This window comes from Rathayibacter sp. VKM Ac-2835 (genome assembly GCF_013266705.1).
In the GTDB taxonomy this organism is placed as follows: Bacteria; Actinomycetota; Actinomycetes; order Actinomycetales; family Microbacteriaceae; genus Rathayibacter.
Genome location: NZ_JABSNQ010000003.1, coordinates 220365 through 236200, shown reverse-complemented (window position 1 = coordinate 236200; position 15836 = coordinate 220365). Strand labels below are relative to the sequence as shown.

The window sequence follows — 15836 nt, the reverse complement described above, 5'->3', positions numbered from 1 at the left end:
GCCCTACTTCTTTCCGGCTTGCTTCTTGGAGCGGTTCTTGCTGACAGGCTGCGCGCGCTGGACGGCCTTCTTCTCGACGAGCGTCACGGTGCCGGCCTCGGTCGTCTCCTCGACGAGCTTGCCCTTGCGGCGCAGGCGCTCCTCGCGGGCCTTGGCGGCCTCGCTGCCGGGGGTCGGCATGTTCCGGATGACGATGAACTGCTGGACCATCGTCCAGATGTTCGAGGTCAGCCAGTAGAACATCACGCCGAGCGGGAAGGCGAAGCCGGAGAACGCGAAGACCAGCGGGAGGATGTAGAGCAGGATCCGCTGCTGCTTGAACGTCGGCGAGGCCTTGGCCTCGGGCGACATGTTCTTCGAGACGATCTGCAGCTGAGTGATGAACTGCGAGGCGGTCATCAGGACGACCATGACGACGGCGATGACGACGACGAGCTCCTGGCCGCCCTCCGCGAGCGCACCCTGGATCGACTGGTGCAGCGGGGCGATGCCGAAGAGGTTGGCCTCGCCGAACTGGCGGGCGAGGACGTCGTCGAGCGGGCCTACGCCGCGCTGGCTGTGCTGCGCCGAGTTCAGCACCGAGAACAGGCTGAAGAAGATCGGCATCTGGATGAGCAGCGGGAGGCAGGAGGCCAGCGGGTTGGTGCCGGTCTTCTTGTAGAGCTCCATGGTCTCGCGGGACATCGCCTCGCGCGACAGCTGGTCGCGCTTGCCCTTGTACTTGTCCTGGATCTTCTTGAGCTGCGGTGCCACCTCCATCATGCGGCGCTGGCTCTTGATCTGCTTGACGAAGATCGGGATCAGCGCGGCGCGGATGACGAGGACCAGGCCCACGATCGACAGCACCCAGGTGATGCCGGCCGCCGCATCGAGGCCGGTGAAGGTCAGCAGCTGATGGAAGGCGACGAGGAGCAGCTCGACCACCCACTTGAGGGGCCAGAGGATCGTGCCGAGGAGGTCCATGGGAGGGGGTCAGTCCTTTCGAGGGCCCGCGACGAACCCGGATCGCGTCACGGCGAAGCGGGTCCGGCCGGGAGCCGGTCGGTGCAGGGGGATCGAGGTCGGCACGTCGTCGACCCCGCCGGCCGCCCACGGGTGGCAGCGGAGGAGTCGGCGGGCGCCGAGGACGGACCCGAGGACGAGCCCGTGGAGCTGGACCGCCTGGAGTGCGTAGGAGGAGCACGACGGGTAGTAGCGGCAGACGTCGCCGTACAGCGGCGAGATCACCGCCCGGTACACGACGAGCAGCAGGATGCCGATGTTGCGTGGCAGCAGGAAGAGGAACCAGCCCAGCCGGACGGCCCAGGAGGCCGCGGGTGTCGCCGCCGGAGTGGTGGCGATAGGAGCGGCCGTCACCGGAGCGCCTCGCCCGCGCGGACGACGCGCGCACGCGTCACCGCGGCCACGACGTCCTGCCGCAGCGCGAACCACGGAGCGTCGGCGCTGCCGGGCAGCGCCCGGACGACCACGTCGGTCCCGGACTCGATCTGCGGCACGAGCTCGAAGGCGACGGCCTTGAGCCGGCGCCGCACGGTGTTCCGCTTCACGGCCGTCCCGACGGTCTTGGCCACGATGAAGCCGAACCGCACCGGAGCGTCACCGGAGGACCTCCGGACATACGTGACGGTGTGCGGTCCCGTGGACCGCACACCGCGACGGACGACTGCCCGGTACTCGCCACCGAGGACGATGCGATGGGCTCTGGCCAGCACCGCTGGACGGAATCGCTTGGCGCTACGCCGAGAGCTCGGTGCGGCCCTTGGCGCGGCGTGCGCTCAGGATGCCGCGACCAGCGCGCGTGCGCATGCGCAGACGGAAGCCGTGCACCTTGGCGCGACGACGGTTGTTCGGCTGGAAGGTTCGCTTGCTCATAGTCAGATCTCCACGTACGTGTTCCGCGGTGCGAGCGGGGCGCCACGCCGGTGGCGAGGGCTCCGGATCGTCCGGGAAGAGGGGGTGCCCGGGTGCCGATCGGCCCGATCCGCGAGGACCGTGCTCCCGACGCCGGGCAGGCGTCAACTGACTTAAACTACGTCCTCCGCCGCCACCGGTCAAATGTGCACCGAGCGAAACCTCGATTCTGCACACGGGACCGCGTGTTCCGCGCATTGACACGCGGGTGTCGCTGTGGTGGATTTGTCTCCCATCGGCTCCGTTCGTTACGGTGTTGAGCCGCAGTTATCCACAGGCGCGAACCGTCTTGTCCCGCGTCATCGCCGGGATCGGCCGAGACCTGTGGACACGCCTGTGCAGGGATCGGGCCCCGGATCTCCGCTGGAACCGAGGGCCCGCCGACACGGACGACAGCCCAGGGCGGCGGCCAGGATTTCGAGAGCGACCGAGGACCGGAGACAGATGCCTGACGACACGTCGATGATCGACGCGTGGAACGTGATCCGCGGCGAGCTGTCGCGGGACGAGCGCATCACCGCGCCGATGTACGGCTTCGTCTCCCTGGTGGAACCCAAGGGCATCATGGCGGGCACCTTCTACCTGGAGGTCCCGAACGAGTTCACCCGCGGGATGCTCGAGCACCGCGTGCGCGTGCCGCTGCTGAGTGCGATCGGCGCCCTCGACGACTCCTTCGGCGTCTCGACCTTCGCCTTCGTGGTGAACCCCGACATCGAGCACGAGCCGATGAGCTCGCCGTCCTCGGAGTCGCTCAACCCGTTCGAGCCCGTCACCGGATCCTCCGCCACGGTCGCGCCGCCGGTCCGGGTCGTCGAGGAGCTGCGGACGGTGCCGGCCACCGACACCCGGCTGAACCCCAAGTACAGCTTCGACAACTTCGTCATCGGCGGTTCGAACCGCTTCGCGCACGCCGCCGCGGTCGCCGTGGCCGAGGCGCCGGCGAAGGCGTACAACCCGCTCTTCGTCTACGGCGACTCGGGCCTCGGCAAGACCCACCTCCTGCACGCCATCGGCCACTACGCGATGAGCCTCTACCCGGGGATCCGCGTGCGCTACGTGTCGAGCGAGGAGTTCACCAACGACTTCATCAACTCGATCGCGAACAACCGGGGCAACGCGTTCCACGGCCGGTATCGCAACGTCGACATCCTCCTCATCGACGACATCCAGTTCCTGCAGGGCAAGGCGGAGACGCAGGAGGCGTTCTTCCACACCTTCAACCAGCTGCACGACCACAACAAGCAGGTCGTCATCACCTCGGACCTGCCGCCCAAGGCGCTGACCGGCTTCGAGGACCGCATGCGGTCGCGGTTCGAGTGGGGCCTGATCACCGACGTGCAGGCGCCCGACCTCGAGACCCGCATCGCGATCCTCCGCAAGAAGGCCGTCAGCGAGAAGCTGCTCGTGCCCGACGACATCCTCGAGTTCATGGCGTCGAAGGTGTCCAGCAACATCCGCGAGCTGGAGGGGACGCTGATCCGCGTCACCGCGTTCGCGAGCCTCAACCGCACGCCGGTCGACATGGCGCTGGTGCAGACGGTCCTGAAGGACCTGATCACGCTGGACGAGGACAACGTCATCTCGCCGGTCGACATCATCAATCACACCGCGGACTACTTCAAGCTGACGGTCGACGATCTCTACGGCTCGTCGCGCTCCCAGGCGGTGGCCACGGCGCGCCAGATCGCGATGTACCTCTGCCGCGAGCTGACGAACCTCTCCCTGCCCAAGATCGGCCAGCTGTTCGGCAACCGCGACCACACCACCGTCATGTACGCGAACAAGAAGATCTCGGAGCTCATGAAGGAGCGCCGCAGCATCTACAACCAGGTCACCGAGCTGACCACCCGCATCAAGACCAACCGCTGACCCGCGGAGCGACTCCGCTCTCTCGTACTTCTGACGCTGGTGGGTCTCGATACGCCCGCTGCGCGGGCTGCTCGACCAGCATGGGCGTCCCCTCCCGGTGACGTCCGAGCACCTGCGAAGGCTCTCTCGCGACCCCTCGTGCAGGTTGAGCAGCCTCGCCACCCCTGCCGGTCGCACACATGCTGGTCGAGTAGCCGCGCAGCGGCGTCTCGAGACCCACTCTCCCGGTGCCCTCGTCTCCTTCGCCGCACCCCGCCACGCCCACCCGCGTTCGCCACATCGAACGATTCCGGTCGATTTCCACACGTGTGAGCAACCTGTGGATAACTGTGGACAACCGCCCTCGATCTGTGCGCTCCGAGCACCCGCCTGTGCACTCACGACCATCCGGGCGGATCCCTCCACAGGCCGTCCACGACCGCGCTCACACTCCGTCCACAGCTCGACCCCCTCCGCATCGCAGTCGTCAGTAGAGGTCCCGGACGTTTTCCACAGTTTCCACACGTGTTAACACTGTTAACGCAGTTCTCTCTTTAATCAGGGGCGGACCGGCAACCTCTCCACAGGGCTCGGCTGCCCCGGGAGGGCGTCGTGCTTCCGGGCACGCCGAAGCTGACGAGTACGATGGGCGTCGGTCTTCGTCCACGACTCGTCAGGGGTGTTCTCGTGAGGTTCCAAGCCAACCGCGATGTCTTCAGCGAGGCGGTGTCGTTCGCGGTCAAGCTGCTGCCGCAGCGCACGACCCTGCCGATCCTCTCGGGCATCCTCATCGAGGCGACCGCCGAGGGCCTCACGCTCTCCTCGTTCGACTACGAGGTCTCCGCGCAGACGCAGATCGCCGCCGACGTGGAGGAGACCGGCACGGTCCTCGTCTCGGGCCGACTGCTCGCCGACATCGCCAACCGCCTGCCCAACGCCCCCGTGCGCGTCGCGACGGAGGAGTCGCGCGTCTCGGTCTCGGCCGGCTCGGCGCACTTCACGCTGCTGCAGATGCCCGTGGAGGAGTACCCGAGCATCCCCGAGATCGACGCCTCCACGGGCCTCGTCCCCGCGGACGCCTTCTCCGCCGCGATCTCGCAGGTCGCCGTCGCCGCCTCCCGCGACGACGTCACCCCCGTCATCACGGGCGTCCAGCTCGAGATCACCGAGAACACCATCGGCCTCGTCGCCACCGACCGCTACCGCGTCGCCGTCCGCGAGATCGACTGGGACAACGGCGACAACGCCGCCCCCAGCCAGCCGCTGACCGCCCTGGTGCCGGCGCGCACCCTGCAGGAGGTCGGCAAGACCTTCAGCCACTCCGGCACCGTCTCCGTCGCGATCACCCAGCGCGACGAGCGCGAGCTGATCGCCTTCACCGCGGATCGCAAGACCGTCACCTCGCTCCTGATCAAGGGCAACTTCCCGCCCGTCAAGCGCCTCTTCCCCGCCTCCGTCGAGAACTACGCGGTGATGGCGACCAGCGACCTCATCGAGGCCACCCGCCGCGTCTCGCTCGTCCTCGAGCGCGAGGCCGCCCTGCGCTTCAGCTTCAGCAGCGACGGGCTCACCCTCGAGGCCATCGGCTCGGAGCAGGCGCAGGCCTCCGAGAGCATCGACGCCATCGTCACCGGCACCGACGTCGTCGTCTCGCTCAAGCCGCAGTTCCTGCTCGACGGCCTCGCCGCCGTGCACTCGGAGTTCGTGCGCATCGCGTTCACGAAGACCGAGAACCCCAACAAGCCCGGACCGGTCCTGATCACGGCGCAGACCTCGCGCGAGCAGCCCGGCAGCGACAGCTACCGCTACCTGCTGCAGCCGAACCTGCTCCTGCGCTGACCGCTCCTCCCCGATCGCAGCGCCGCGACCGTCTCTCCGCCGACGAGCGCCCGCCCGCCGGACATCGAATCCCAGGAAGGTTCACCATGCACATCGGACTCGTCGGACTCGGCAAGATGGGCGACAACATGCGCTCCCGCCTGCGGGAGAAGGGCGTCGAGGTCACCGGCTACGACCGCAACCCGGACGTCTCGGACGCCGCCTCGCTCGACGAGATGATCGCCGCCCTCCCGGCGCCGCGCATCGTCTGGGTCATGGTGCCCGCCGGTGCCATCACGGACGCGGTCGTCACCGACCTGTCCGAGAAGCTCAGCGAGGGCGACCTGGTCATCGACGGCGGCAACTCCCGCTTCACCGAAGACTTCAAGCACGACGCGCTCCTCAAGCCCAAGGGCATCCACTACATCGACGCCGGCGTCTCCGGCGGCGTCTGGGGCCTCGAGAACGGCTACGGCCTGATGGTCGGCGGCCCGAAGGAGCTCGTCGACTACGCGATGCCCGTCTTCGACGCGCTCCGCCCCGAGGGCCCCCGCGAGGAGGGCTTCGTCCACGTCGGCGAGGTCGGCGCCGGCCACTACGCGAAGATGGTGCACAACGGCATCGAGTACGCGCTGATGCAGGCGTTCGCCGAGGGCTACGAGCTCCTCGACACCCGCAAGGACATCATCAAGGACGTCACCGGCACCTTCAAGGCGTGGCAGCGCGGAACGGTCGTCCGCTCCTGGCTCCTCGAGCTGCTCGTCCGCGCGCTCGAGCAGGACCCGGAGTTCGAGCACATCGAGGGCTACGTCCAGGACTCCGGCGAGGGCCGCTGGACCATCGAGGAGGCCATCAACAACGCCGTCCCCGTCCCCACGATCAGCGCCTCGATCTTCGCCCGCTTCGTCTCCCGCCAGGAGGACTCCCCCGCGATGAAGGCGGTCGCGGCGCTCCGCAACCAGTTCGGCGGGCACTCCGTCAAAGCGGTCGACTGAGTCGACCGGTTCGGACTGCCTGCGGCAGTCCTCTCGGCGGTCGGCTTCTCGAAGCAGTCGCGTTCCGCAGAGCCGGTCGCGGACGGCGACCTGCGGCCCGCCGCAGCCATGACGCAGGGATGCTGTCATGGCCGCGGCGGGCCTCCGGCCGCCTTCACCTTGCGCGGAGAAGTCGGCCGCTTCTGCTGTGCTCGGAGGGAGAGGCGCGTCCTTCGGACGGCGCAGGGGTCTCGATCAGAGGCGGTCCCCCGCATGCTGGTCGAGTAGCTCCGGAGGGGCGTATCGAGACCCACCGTCGTCACCACGGCGGATCTGCAGACTCGTCGTCCAACGCGGGTGGATCTCGATACGCCCGCTGCGCGGGCTACTCGATCAACATGGTTCGGCAGCCGGCCCCCGTTCCATGCCGGTCGAGTAGCCGCGCAGCGGCGTATCGAGACCCCGCGTCGGCAGGTGCCGCAAAGGGCAGAGTGGAGACGGAGGAGGTGACCGCGTGCAGGTGACGCAGCTGGCGTTGAGCGACTTCCGCAACTACGCCTCCGTCGACGTCGCGCTCGCTCCCGGCCCGAACCTGTTCGTGGGCCGCAACGGCCAGGGCAAGACGAACCTGGTCGAGTCGCTCGGCTACCTCTCCACCCTCGGCTCGCACCGGGTGTCCACCGATCAGGCGCTGATCCGCGCGGGTCAGGACAGCGCGGTGATCCGGGCCCGCCTCCGCAACGGCGACCGCGATCTGCTCGCCGAGGTGCAGATCAACCGCTCCTCCGCCAACCGCGCGCAGATCAACCGGGGCGGCATCAAGCCGCGCGAGCTGCCCCGCTTCTTCTCGAGCGTCCTCTTCGCACCGGAGGACCTCCTCCTGATCCGCGGCGACCCGTCCGCTCGGCGCCGCTTCCTCGACCAGCTGATCGTCCTCCGGTCCCCCCGGATGAGCGCCATGCAGGCCGACTACGAGCGCGTGCTGCGCCAGCGCAACTCGCTGCTGAAGTCCGCGCGGGCGAGCGGCGTCCGCGATCCCGCCAAGCTCGGCACGCTCGACATCTGGGACGAGCGGCTCGTCGCGCTCGGCACCGAGATCATGCAGTCGCGGCTGACCCTGGTCGACGAGCTGAGCGGACCGGTCCGCGCCGCCTACGAGGCGGTCGCCGGGGCCGATCAGCGCCCGGTGCTGCGCTCGCGACTGAGCGTCCAGGGGGCGGTCGACGACGACGACGAGCCCGTCGCGACGTCCGAGGTCGCCGCCGCGCCGGCGGAGCTGGCCGAGACGTTCTCCGCCGCGCTGCTCTCCGTGCGCCGCCGCGAGCTCGACCGCGGGATCTCGCTGGTCGGACCGCACCGGGACGACGTCCAGTTCGAGCTCAACGACCTGCCGGCCAAGGGCTACGCCAGCCACGGCGAGAGCTGGTCGTTCGCGCTGGCGCTCAAGCTCGGCGCGGCCGAGCTGCTCCGTCGCGACTCCCCCATGGGCGACCCGGTGCTGATGCTCGACGACGTCTTCGCCGAGCTCGACGCGCGCCGGCGCGAGCGCCTCGCCTCGGTCGTCGCCGACTACGAGCAGGTGCTGATCACGGCGGCCGTCTTCGACGACGTGCCCGCGGAGCTGGCCGCGCACACGGTTCGCATCGAGGCGGGGCGCATCGTCGAGTCCGACGCCGTCGTGGTCCCGGAGGCACCCCTGACCGCTCCGGCCGAGGCCGCGTCCACGCCGACGGGTCCCGCCGAGACGCACGCGTCCCGCGAGCGCGACGACACCGTGGACGCAGCTGCGGACGACAGCGCGGACGGCACCGCGGAGCCCGACCCGGAGCCCGACCGTGGCTGACTCCCCCCGCCGCGGTGCTCCTGCCCCCGCTGCCGACTCCGAGGCGGCGCGCGTCTACCAGCACCTCAAGGAGGTCTTCGGCGGCGACGCTCCTCGTCGAGTGCGCAAGACCGTCGACCGCGCCGAGCCGAAGGGCGATGCGGCCCCGTTCGGGGGCGGCCGCGACCCGCACGACCTCGGCGACGTCCTCTCCTCCCTCACGGTGAAGCTCGGCTGGACCGCTCCCCTCGCCCAGGGGGACCTGATGTCGTCGTGGACGGCGATCGCCGGCGAGGAGACGGCCAAGCACTCCACCCCGGTGGGCGTCGTCGACGGCGTGCTCACGGTGGCGTGCGAGTCGACGGCCTGGTCGACGCAGCTGCGGCTGATGCGGATCGAGATCATGAACCACATCGCGGTGAACCACCCGGACGCGGGGATCACCGCGATCCGTTTCCAAGGGCCCGACGTCCCGAACTGGAAAAAGGGCCCCAGGTCGATTCCAGGGCGTGGTCCGCGCGATACCTACGGCTGAGGACGCATTTTCGGTCGACCCCGGAGAAATCGTTCGTCAGATCGCCACTGAGCGCCGCGCGACCGGCCGCCGCGCGGTAGAATGGAGGGCCGCCGAACCGCAGCGTCGACCCCGTGCGCGAGATCTCCAGATCCGCCTGCGCGCCGCGACGGACCGTCAGAGGAGAACTCCACAGCTATGACCCCCGAGCCGACCGACTCCACGTCAGCCCCCGCAGCGAACGACCTGGACGCGAACGGCTCCACCGGCCCCTCCGCCCCGGCCGAGGCCGCCCCGTCGGAGGCGGCGCACTCCGCCGGCATGTCGACGAAGTCCTCCGGCGACTACGGCGCGAACCAGATCCAGGTCCTCGAGGGCCTCGAGGCGGTCCGCAAGCGCCCCGGCATGTACATCGGCTCGACGGGGCCGCGCGGCCTGCACCACCTGGTCTACGAGATCGTCGACAACGCCGTCGACGAGGCGCTCGCGGGCTACTGCGACAACATCGAGGTCGTCATGCGCGCGGACGGCGGCCTGACCGTCGTCGACAACGGCCGCGGCATCCCGGTCGACATGCACCCCACCGAGGGCATCTCCACCGTCGAGCTCGTGCTCACCGTGCTGCACGCCGGCGGCAAGTTCGGCGGCGGCGGCTACGCGGTCTCCGGCGGACTGCACGGCGTCGGCTCCTCCGTCGTCAACGCCCTCTCCACCCGGCTCGAGGTCGAGGTGAAGCGCCAGGGCGCGTCCTACAGCATGACCTTCGCCGACGGCGTCCCGGAGGCGCCGCTCGCGAAGGGCGGGCCGAGCGACGAGACCGGCACCACGATCACCTTCTGGCCGAACGCGGAGATCTTCGAGACCGTCGAGTTCGACTACGAGACCCTCCGCGCCCGCTTCCAGCAGATGGCGTTCCTCAACAAGGGACTCCGGATCGCGCTGACGGACGAGAAGGAGATCGAGTTCGACGGCGAGGGGGAGAACGAGACCTCGGGTCCGCGCAGCGACGTCTTCCTCTACGAGAAGGGCCTCGTCGACTACGTCGAGTACATCAACTCGCTCAAGAAGTCCGATCTCGTGCACTCCGAGATCATCGACTTCGAGTCCGAGGACACCGAGCGCCGCATCTCGCTCGAGGTCGCCATGCAGTGGACGACGGCGTACACCGAGAGCGTGCACACCTACGCGAACACGATCAACACCCACGAGGGCGGCACGCACGAGGAGGGGTTCCGGGCGGCGCTGACGACGCTCGTCAACAAGTACGCGCGAGCCAACAACCTGCTCAAGGACAAGGACGAGAACCTCTCGGGCGACGACATCCGCGAGGGCCTCACCGCCGTCGTGTCGATCAAGCTCGGCGAGCCGCAGTTCGAGGGCCAGACCAAGACCAAGCTCGGCAACACCGAGGCCAAGGCCTTCGTGCAGCGGGTGGCCGGCGAGCAGCTCGCCGACTGGTTCGACCGCAACCCCAACCAGGCCAAGGACATCATCCGGAAGGCGATCCAGGCGGCGTCCGCGCGGATGGCCGCCCGCAAGGCCCGCGAGACCGCTCGCCGCAAGGGGCTCCTCGAGGGCGGCGGCATGCCGGGCAAGCTCAAGGACTGCCAGTCGAAGGACCCGTCGATCTCCGAGATCTTCATCGTCGAGGGCGACTCGGCCGGCGGCTCCGCCGTCCAGGGCCGCAACCCCGAGACTCAGGCGATCCTCCCCCTCCGCGGCAAGATCCTCAACGTCGAGAAGGCGCGCCTCGACCGCGCGCTCGGCAACAACGAGGTCCAGGCGATGATCACGGCCTTCGGAGCCGGCATCGGCGAGGACTTCAACCCCGACAAGGCGCGGTACCACAAGATCATCCTGATGGCCGACGCCGACGTCGACGGCCAGCACATCACGACGCTGCTGCTGACGCTGCTGTTCCGCTACATGCGCCCGCTGATCGACCTCGGCTACGTCTACCTCGCGCAGCCGCCGCTCTACCGCCTCAAGTGGTCGAACTCGCCGCACGAGTACGTGTACAGCGACCGCGAGCGCGACGCGCTGCTCGCGCACGGCGCGGCCTCGAACAAGCGCATGCCCAAGGACAACGGGATCCAGCGCTACAAGGGCCTCGGCGAGATGGACTACAAGGAGCTGTGGGAGACCACGATGGACCCCGCCACGCGGACCCTCCTCCAGGTCACCCTCGACGACGCGGCCGCCGCCGACGAGATCTTCTCGACCCTGATGGGCGAGGACGTCGAGTCCCGCCGCTCCTTCATTCAAAAAAACGCGAAGGACGTGAGGTTCCTCGACATCTGATCGGTCATCGCAGAGCGATGACCGACAGATGTCGAGATCGAGTAGGCCGAAGGCCGTATCGAGATCCGGACGTTCCCCCCGGCACGACCCAGCACCACCGCACTCACCTGACACCCAGCGCGACCCGCCCTCGTCACGACCCGGGGCCCGGACCCACCTGAGAAGACAGAGATCATGGCAGACGAATCAGACACCCCCACCGGACCGGACGACGGCGAGGACATCGTCACCGAGACCGGTGTCGTGATCCACGGGCACGACAAGATCGAGCCGGTCGACCTGCAGCTCGAGATGCAGCGCTCCTACCTCGACTACGCGATGAGCGTGATCGTGGGCCGCGCGCTGCCCGAGGTGCGGGACGGCCTCAAGCCCGTGCACCGCCGCGTGATCTACGCGATGTACGACGGCGGCTACCGCCCCGACAAGGCGTTCTCGAAGTGCTCCCGCGTCGTCGGCGACGTGATGGGCCAGTTCCACCCGCACGGCGACTCGGCCATCTACGACGCCCTCGTGCGACTCGTCCAGCCGTGGAGCCTCCGCTACCCGCTCGCGCTCGGCCAGGGCAACTTCGGCTCCCCCGGCAACGACGGCGCCGCGGCCCCCCGCTACACCGAGACCAAGATGGCCCCGCTGGCCCTCGAGATGGTCCGCGACATCGACAAGGACACGGTCGACTTCCAGGACAACTACGACGGCCGCGCCCGCGAGCCGGCGATCCTGCCCGCGCGCTTCCCGAACCTGCTGGTCAACGGCTCGGTCGGCATCGCGGTGGGCATGGCCACCAACATCCCGCCGCACAACCTGCGCGAGGTCGCGTCGGGTGCCAAGTGGGCGCTCGAGCACCCGGAGGCCAGCCGCGAGGAGCTGCTCGAGGCGCTGCTGCAGCGCATCAAGGGCCCCGACTTCCCCACGGGCGCGCAGATCCTCGGCGTCCGCGGCATCCAGGACGCCTACCGCACCGGCCGCGGCTCGATCACGATGCGCGCCGTCGTCTCGATCGAGGAGATCCAGGGCCGCACCTGCCTCGTCGTCACCGAGCTGCCGTACCAGGTGAACCCGGACAACCTCGCGATCAAGATCGCCGAGCTGGTCAAGGACGGCCGCGTCTCCGGCATCGCCGACATCCGCGACGAGACCTCGGGCCGCACCGGTCAGCGCCTCGTCGTCGTGCTCAAGCGCGACGCGGTCGCGAAGGTCGTGCTGAACAACCTCTACAAGCACACCCCGCTGCAGGAGAACTTCGGCGCGAACATGCTGGCGATCGTCGACGGCATCCCGCGCACGCTCTCGCTCGACGGCTTCATCCGCGCGTGGGTCGACCACCAGGTCGAGGTCATCGTCCGCCGCACGCAGTACCTGCTCGACGAGGCCGAGGCGCGGATTCACATCCTGCGCGGCTACCTCAAGGCGCTCGACGCGCTGGACGAGGTCATCGCCCTGATCCGCCGCTCCCCCACGGTGGAGGAGGCCCGCGACGGCCTGATGGAGCTCCTCGACATCGACGAGGTGCAGTCGCGCGCCATCCTCGACATGCAGCTGCGCCGGCTCGCCGCGCTCGAGCGCCAGAAGATCATCGACGAGCACGACCGGATCCAGGCCGAGATCGAGGACTACAAGTCGATCCTCGCGAGCCCGGAGCGCCAGCGGACGATCATCTCGGACGAGCTCGACGAGATCGTCGACCGCTTCGGCGACGACCGCCGCACCGAGATCCTCTTCGGCTTCGACGGCGACATGAGCGTCGAGGACCTGATCCCCGAGGAGGAGATGGTCGTCACCGTCACCCGCGGCGGCTACCTCAAGCGCACCCGGAGCGACTCCTACCGCGCCCAGCACCGCGGCGGCCGCGGCGTGCGCGGCGCCCAGCTCAAGGCCGACGACATCGTCGAGCACTTCTTCGTCACCACGACGCACCACTGGCTGCTGTTCTTCACGAACACCGGCCGCGTGTACCGCGCCAAGACGTACGAGCTGCAGGAGGTCAGCCGCGACGCCAAGGGCCAGCACATCGCGAACCTCCTCGCACTCGAGCCGGGCGAGCAGATCGCGCAGATCCTCGACGTCCGCGACTACGAGGCGGCCCGCTACCTCGTCCTCGCCACCCGCGACGGCCTCGTCAAGAAGACGGCCCTGGCCGAGTACGACACCAACCGCTCCGGCGGCATCATCGCGATCAAGCTGCGCGACGGCGACGAGCTCGTCTCGGCGCTCCTGGTGGACGAGGACAGCGACGTGCTGCTCGTCTCCCGCAAGGGCATGTCGATCCGCTTCACCGCCTCCGACGAGGCGCTGCGCCCCATGGGCCGCTCGACCTCGGGAGTGCGGGGCATGTCGTTCCGCGGCGACGACCGACTGCTGGACGCCAACGTCGTCAGCGACGAGGGCTACGTCTTCGTGGTGACCGAGGGCGGCTACGCGAAGCGCACCGCCGTCGACCAGTACCGGCTCCAGGGCCGCGGCGGACTGGGCATCAAGGTGGCCAAGCTCGAGGAGAAGCGCGGCGACCTGGTGGGCGCCATCATCACCGGGGAGGACGACGAGGTGCTCGTCGTGCTCGCCAGCGGCAAGGTGGTACGCTCTGCCGTGGCCGAGGTACCGGCCAAGGGTCGCGACACCATGGGAGTCGTCTTCGCACGATTCGCAGACGACGACCGCATCATCGCACTCGCCAAGAACACCGAACGCAATCTCGACGCCCAGGACGAGGATCCCGACGCCGCGGCGTCGGCCGAGTCCGACGCGGTGTCGGAGGAGGATGAGTCCGTCGATGAGTAGCACGGTCGCCGAGAAGCTCGCCAAGAAGTCCGCGAAGAGCCCGGCGGCGAAGCAGGTCAGACTCAAGCTGGTGTACGTCGACTTCTGGTCGGCCGTCAAGCTGTCCTTCCTGCTCGGTCTGACGCTGGCGATCATCACGATCGTCGTCGTCTACCTCGTCTACACGGTTCTCGCGCAGACCGGAGTCTTCAACGAGGTCAACGGCCTCGTCCAGGACATCGCCGGCGCGGAGGCGTTCGACCTCAACACGATCATCTCGCTGCCCCAGATCATGGGCTTCGCGATCGTCGTCGCGGTGCTGAACACCATCGTCACCACCGCCCTCGGGGCGATCGTGGCGCTGCTGTACAACCTCAGCGTCAAGATCACCGGCGGCCTGCTGGTCGGCTTCACCAACCAGTAGGGTCTGCGGCGGAGCGGCCGATTGGGATTCTGACCCGCTGTCGGGTAGAGTCACATCTGGCCATTTCGGGGGTATAGCTCAGGCGGTTAGAGCGCTTCACTGATAATGAAGAGGTCCCAGGTTCAAGTCCTGGTACCCCCACGTGCCGAACGGCCCGTCACCGCGAGGTGACGGGCCGTTCCACTCTCGCCGGTGTCACCACCGGCTCGGGGCCTTAGCTCAGTTGGTAGAGCGCCTGCTTTGCAAGCAGGATGTCAGGAGTTCGAATCTCCTAGGCTCCACACTCGCACCCCTCCGTGGGTCCTCCTCATCCGCTGTGCGTGCCGAACCGCGGTCGGCGCGCTCTGGCGGCGAAGTCGTCGAGGGCCGCCAGGACCTCCACGGCCTCGAACGATCGGTTCCTGCGTCCCTGCTGGTCGTGCCAGTGCCCGACGGTGTCGGGGGCCGTGCTCTCCAGCAGGACGCGCTGCATGGTGAGCAGGCATCGGTGTCCAGCTCCTCGGAGAGCGCGCCGACCTGATCATCGAGTCGCGCCAGCTCCAGCCACGCATGCCTGTTGGAGGCGAGACGTCGAGGGTCAGCGGGGCTGGCAGGCCAGGCCGAGGAAGTTCTCGACGGAGAGAGTCTCGGAGGTGCCGTGGCGGATGTCGCCGACGATGATCTCGCCGACGGACAGGGTGTCGAACTGCTCGGCGGTGAAGACGACCGGGCGCCCGACGACTGATCCGTCGACCGCGTAGGCGCCGAGGGTCAGGTCGACGCCCAGGGGGAAGCGCTCGATCTCGCGGTCGGCGGGCCAGACGGTCCGGCCGGCGAGGTCGGTCGCGCCGATGTCGTCGACGGGTTCCGGGGCCACCCAGCGGGTGATCCGACGCGCGCGGTCGCCGATCAGCAGGGGAGCGGTGTCCTCGACGGCCAGGTCGAGGCCGTCGACGGCGCCGGAGCAGACGACGACCACGCCCAGCACCTCGGCGCGCTGACCGCCGCGGCCGATGCCGACGGTCGCCTCCGAGACGGGCTCCGTGGCGCAGCCGGACAGCGTCAGCGAGGTCGTGGCCGCCAGCACGACCGCGACGCTGCCGACTCGACGACGATGCGGCACGAGGTCACCCTACGGCGAGGGCGAGCGCCGAGAGCGCCTGGGGGAGTGACGGCGCTCCTTCCGCCCGGAACACCGCGTGGCCGTCGGCGTCGCGGACGACGACCGTGGGGGTGGAGCGGATGTCCGCGGCCTCGGCCGCATCGGGCGCGAAGGCGACGTCGAACTCGCGGATCTCCGCAGCGGGGACGAGCTCGGCCGCGCGCTCGAGCACGCTGCGGGCCGCGTTGCAGGCGCCGCAGAACGCGGACGTGTAGAGCTCGACGATCACAGGGGAGACAACGCCGGGCGGCACCGCACGATTCCCGCGGGTGAATCTCGATACGCCCGCTGTGCGGGCTACTCGATCAGCATGGAGGCCGCTCCACATC

General features: G+C 68.9%; 15 protein-coding genes and 2 tRNA genes. 10 read left to right on the top strand and 7 right to left on the bottom strand.

Going from position 1 to position 15836, the window contains the following annotated elements; genetic code table 11:
* Positions 1–3: 3 nt before the first annotated feature.
* Genes yidC through rpmH form a run of 4 tightly spaced genes read right to left on the bottom strand, consistent with a single transcriptional unit; the run spans position 4 to position 1872 of the window.
* The gene (yidC, locus tag HRK28_RS14890) at positions 4–963 is read right to left on the bottom strand and encodes a membrane protein insertase YidC (protein ID WP_160086143.1); all 960 of its coding nucleotides are present in this window, start codon (positions 961–963) and stop codon (positions 4–6) included.
* Positions 964–972: 9 nt separating this feature from the next.
* Entirely contained in the window at positions 973–1293 is a 321-nt protein-coding gene (gene yidD, locus HRK28_RS14885; RefSeq protein WP_173252392.1) for a membrane protein insertion efficiency factor YidD, read from the bottom strand.
* A gap of 59 nt (positions 1294–1352) precedes the next feature.
* Positions 1353–1712, bottom strand: a complete 360-nt coding sequence (gene rnpA, locus HRK28_RS14880; protein WP_173252164.1) for a ribonuclease P protein component — start codon at positions 1710–1712, stop codon at positions 1353–1355.
* A gap of 22 nt (positions 1713–1734) precedes the next feature.
* A complete protein-coding gene (gene rpmH / locus HRK28_RS14875) occupies positions 1735–1872 on the bottom strand; it encodes a 50S ribosomal protein L34 (RefSeq protein WP_055784512.1) in 138 nt (45 codons plus the stop codon).
* Positions 1873–2355: 483 nt separating this feature from the next.
* On the opposite strand from rpmH, the gene dnaA reads away from it, so the two are divergent.
* From dnaA to HRK28_RS14825, 10 genes are all read left to right on the top strand, one after another.
* Positions 2356–3780 carry a chromosomal replication initiator protein DnaA gene (dnaA, locus tag HRK28_RS14870; protein WP_160086139.1) on the top strand — a complete coding sequence of 475 codons (1425 nt, stop codon included), beginning with the start codon at positions 2356–2358 and terminating at the stop codon, positions 3778–3780.
* 666 nt (positions 3781–4446) lie between these two features.
* Positions 4447–5598, top strand: coding sequence for a DNA polymerase III subunit beta (gene dnaN / locus HRK28_RS14865; protein WP_160086137.1), 1152 nt, complete (start codon positions 4447–4449; stop codon positions 5596–5598).
* Between the two features lie 86 nt (positions 5599–5684).
* Complete coding sequence (gene gnd / locus HRK28_RS14860) at positions 5685–6572, top strand: phosphogluconate dehydrogenase (NAD(+)-dependent, decarboxylating) (protein ID WP_159982639.1); 888 nt, start codon at positions 5685–5687, stop codon at positions 6570–6572.
* Positions 6573–7065: 493 nt separating this feature from the next.
* The gene (gene recF / locus HRK28_RS14855) at positions 7066–8394 is read left to right on the top strand and encodes a DNA replication/repair protein RecF (protein WP_173252163.1); all 1329 of its coding nucleotides are present in this window, start codon (positions 7066–7068) and stop codon (positions 8392–8394) included.
* Positions 8387–8908, top strand: coding sequence for a DciA family protein (locus HRK28_RS14850; protein WP_173252162.1), 522 nt, complete (start codon positions 8387–8389; stop codon positions 8906–8908). The genes recF and HRK28_RS14850 overlap by 8 nt, the downstream gene beginning before the upstream one ends.
* Before the next feature lie 300 nt (positions 8909–9208).
* Positions 9209–11188: a DNA topoisomerase (ATP-hydrolyzing) subunit B gene (gene gyrB, locus HRK28_RS14845; protein ID WP_160091150.1), complete on the top strand. Its 1980-nt coding sequence runs from the start codon at positions 9209–9211 to the stop codon at positions 11186–11188.
* 174 nt (positions 11189–11362) lie between these two features.
* Positions 11363–13963 (top strand): DNA gyrase subunit A, encoded by a 2601-nt coding sequence (gene gyrA / locus HRK28_RS14840; protein WP_173252161.1) that lies wholly within the window; start codon positions 11363–11365, stop codon positions 13961–13963.
* Entirely contained in the window at positions 13956–14366 is a 411-nt protein-coding gene (locus tag HRK28_RS14835) for a DUF3566 domain-containing protein (RefSeq protein ID WP_160086129.1), read from the top strand. The genes gyrA and HRK28_RS14835 overlap by 8 nt, the downstream gene beginning before the upstream one ends.
* A 67-nt stretch (positions 14367–14433) precedes the next feature.
* Positions 14434–14507 (top strand) — tRNA-Ile (locus tag HRK28_RS14830).
* A 67-nt stretch (positions 14508–14574) separates the two neighbouring features.
* Positions 14575–14647 (top strand) — tRNA-Ala (locus HRK28_RS14825).
* 26 nt (positions 14648–14673) lie between these two features.
* On the opposite strand, the gene HRK28_RS14820 is transcribed toward HRK28_RS14825, so the two are convergent.
* The 3 genes from HRK28_RS14820 to HRK28_RS14810 all read right to left on the bottom strand — a co-directional run bounded on the left by HRK28_RS14820 (position 14674) and on the right by HRK28_RS14810 (position 15760).
* Positions 14674–14838, bottom strand: a complete 165-nt coding sequence (locus HRK28_RS14820) for a hypothetical protein (protein WP_173252160.1) — start codon at positions 14836–14838, stop codon at positions 14674–14676.
* Positions 14839–14943: 105 nt separating this feature from the next.
* Positions 14944–15468, bottom strand: coding sequence for a hypothetical protein (locus HRK28_RS14815; RefSeq protein ID WP_173252159.1), 525 nt, complete (start codon positions 15466–15468; stop codon positions 14944–14946).
* Positions 15469–15472: 4 nt separating this feature from the next.
* Positions 15473–15760, bottom strand: a complete 288-nt coding sequence (locus tag HRK28_RS14810) for a thioredoxin family protein (protein ID WP_244231715.1) — start codon at positions 15758–15760, stop codon at positions 15473–15475.
* Positions 15761–15836 lie beyond the last annotated feature (76 nt).

What these genes read in the sequence shown, in the direction of transcription:
- gnd (WP_159982639.1), top strand. Translation starts at nt 5,685, where the DNA reads ATGCACATCGGACTCGTCGGACTCGGCAAGATGGGCGACAACATGCGC.
- gyrB (WP_160091150.1), top strand. Translation starts at nt 9,209, where the DNA reads ATGTCGACGAAGTCCTCCGGCGACTACGGCGCGAACCAGATCCAGGTC.
- dnaA (WP_160086139.1), top strand. Translation starts at nt 2,356, where the DNA reads ATGCCTGACGACACGTCGATGATCGACGCGTGGAACGTGATCCGCGGC.
- yidC (WP_160086143.1), bottom strand. Translation starts at nt 963, where the DNA reads ATGGACCTCCTCGGCACGATCCTCTGGCCCCTCAAGTGGGTGGTCGAG.
- HRK28_RS14820 (WP_173252160.1), bottom strand. Translation starts at nt 14,838, where the DNA reads ATGCAGCGCGTCCTGCTGGAGAGCACGGCCCCCGACACCGTCGGGCAC.
- gyrA (WP_173252161.1), top strand. Translation starts at nt 11,363, where the DNA reads ATGGCAGACGAATCAGACACCCCCACCGGACCGGACGACGGCGAGGAC.
- HRK28_RS14835 (WP_160086129.1), top strand. Translation starts at nt 13,956, where the DNA reads ATGAGTAGCACGGTCGCCGAGAAGCTCGCCAAGAAGTCCGCGAAGAGC.
- rpmH (WP_055784512.1), bottom strand. Translation starts at nt 1,872, where the DNA reads ATGAGCAAGCGAACCTTCCAGCCGAACAACCGTCGTCGCGCCAAGGTG.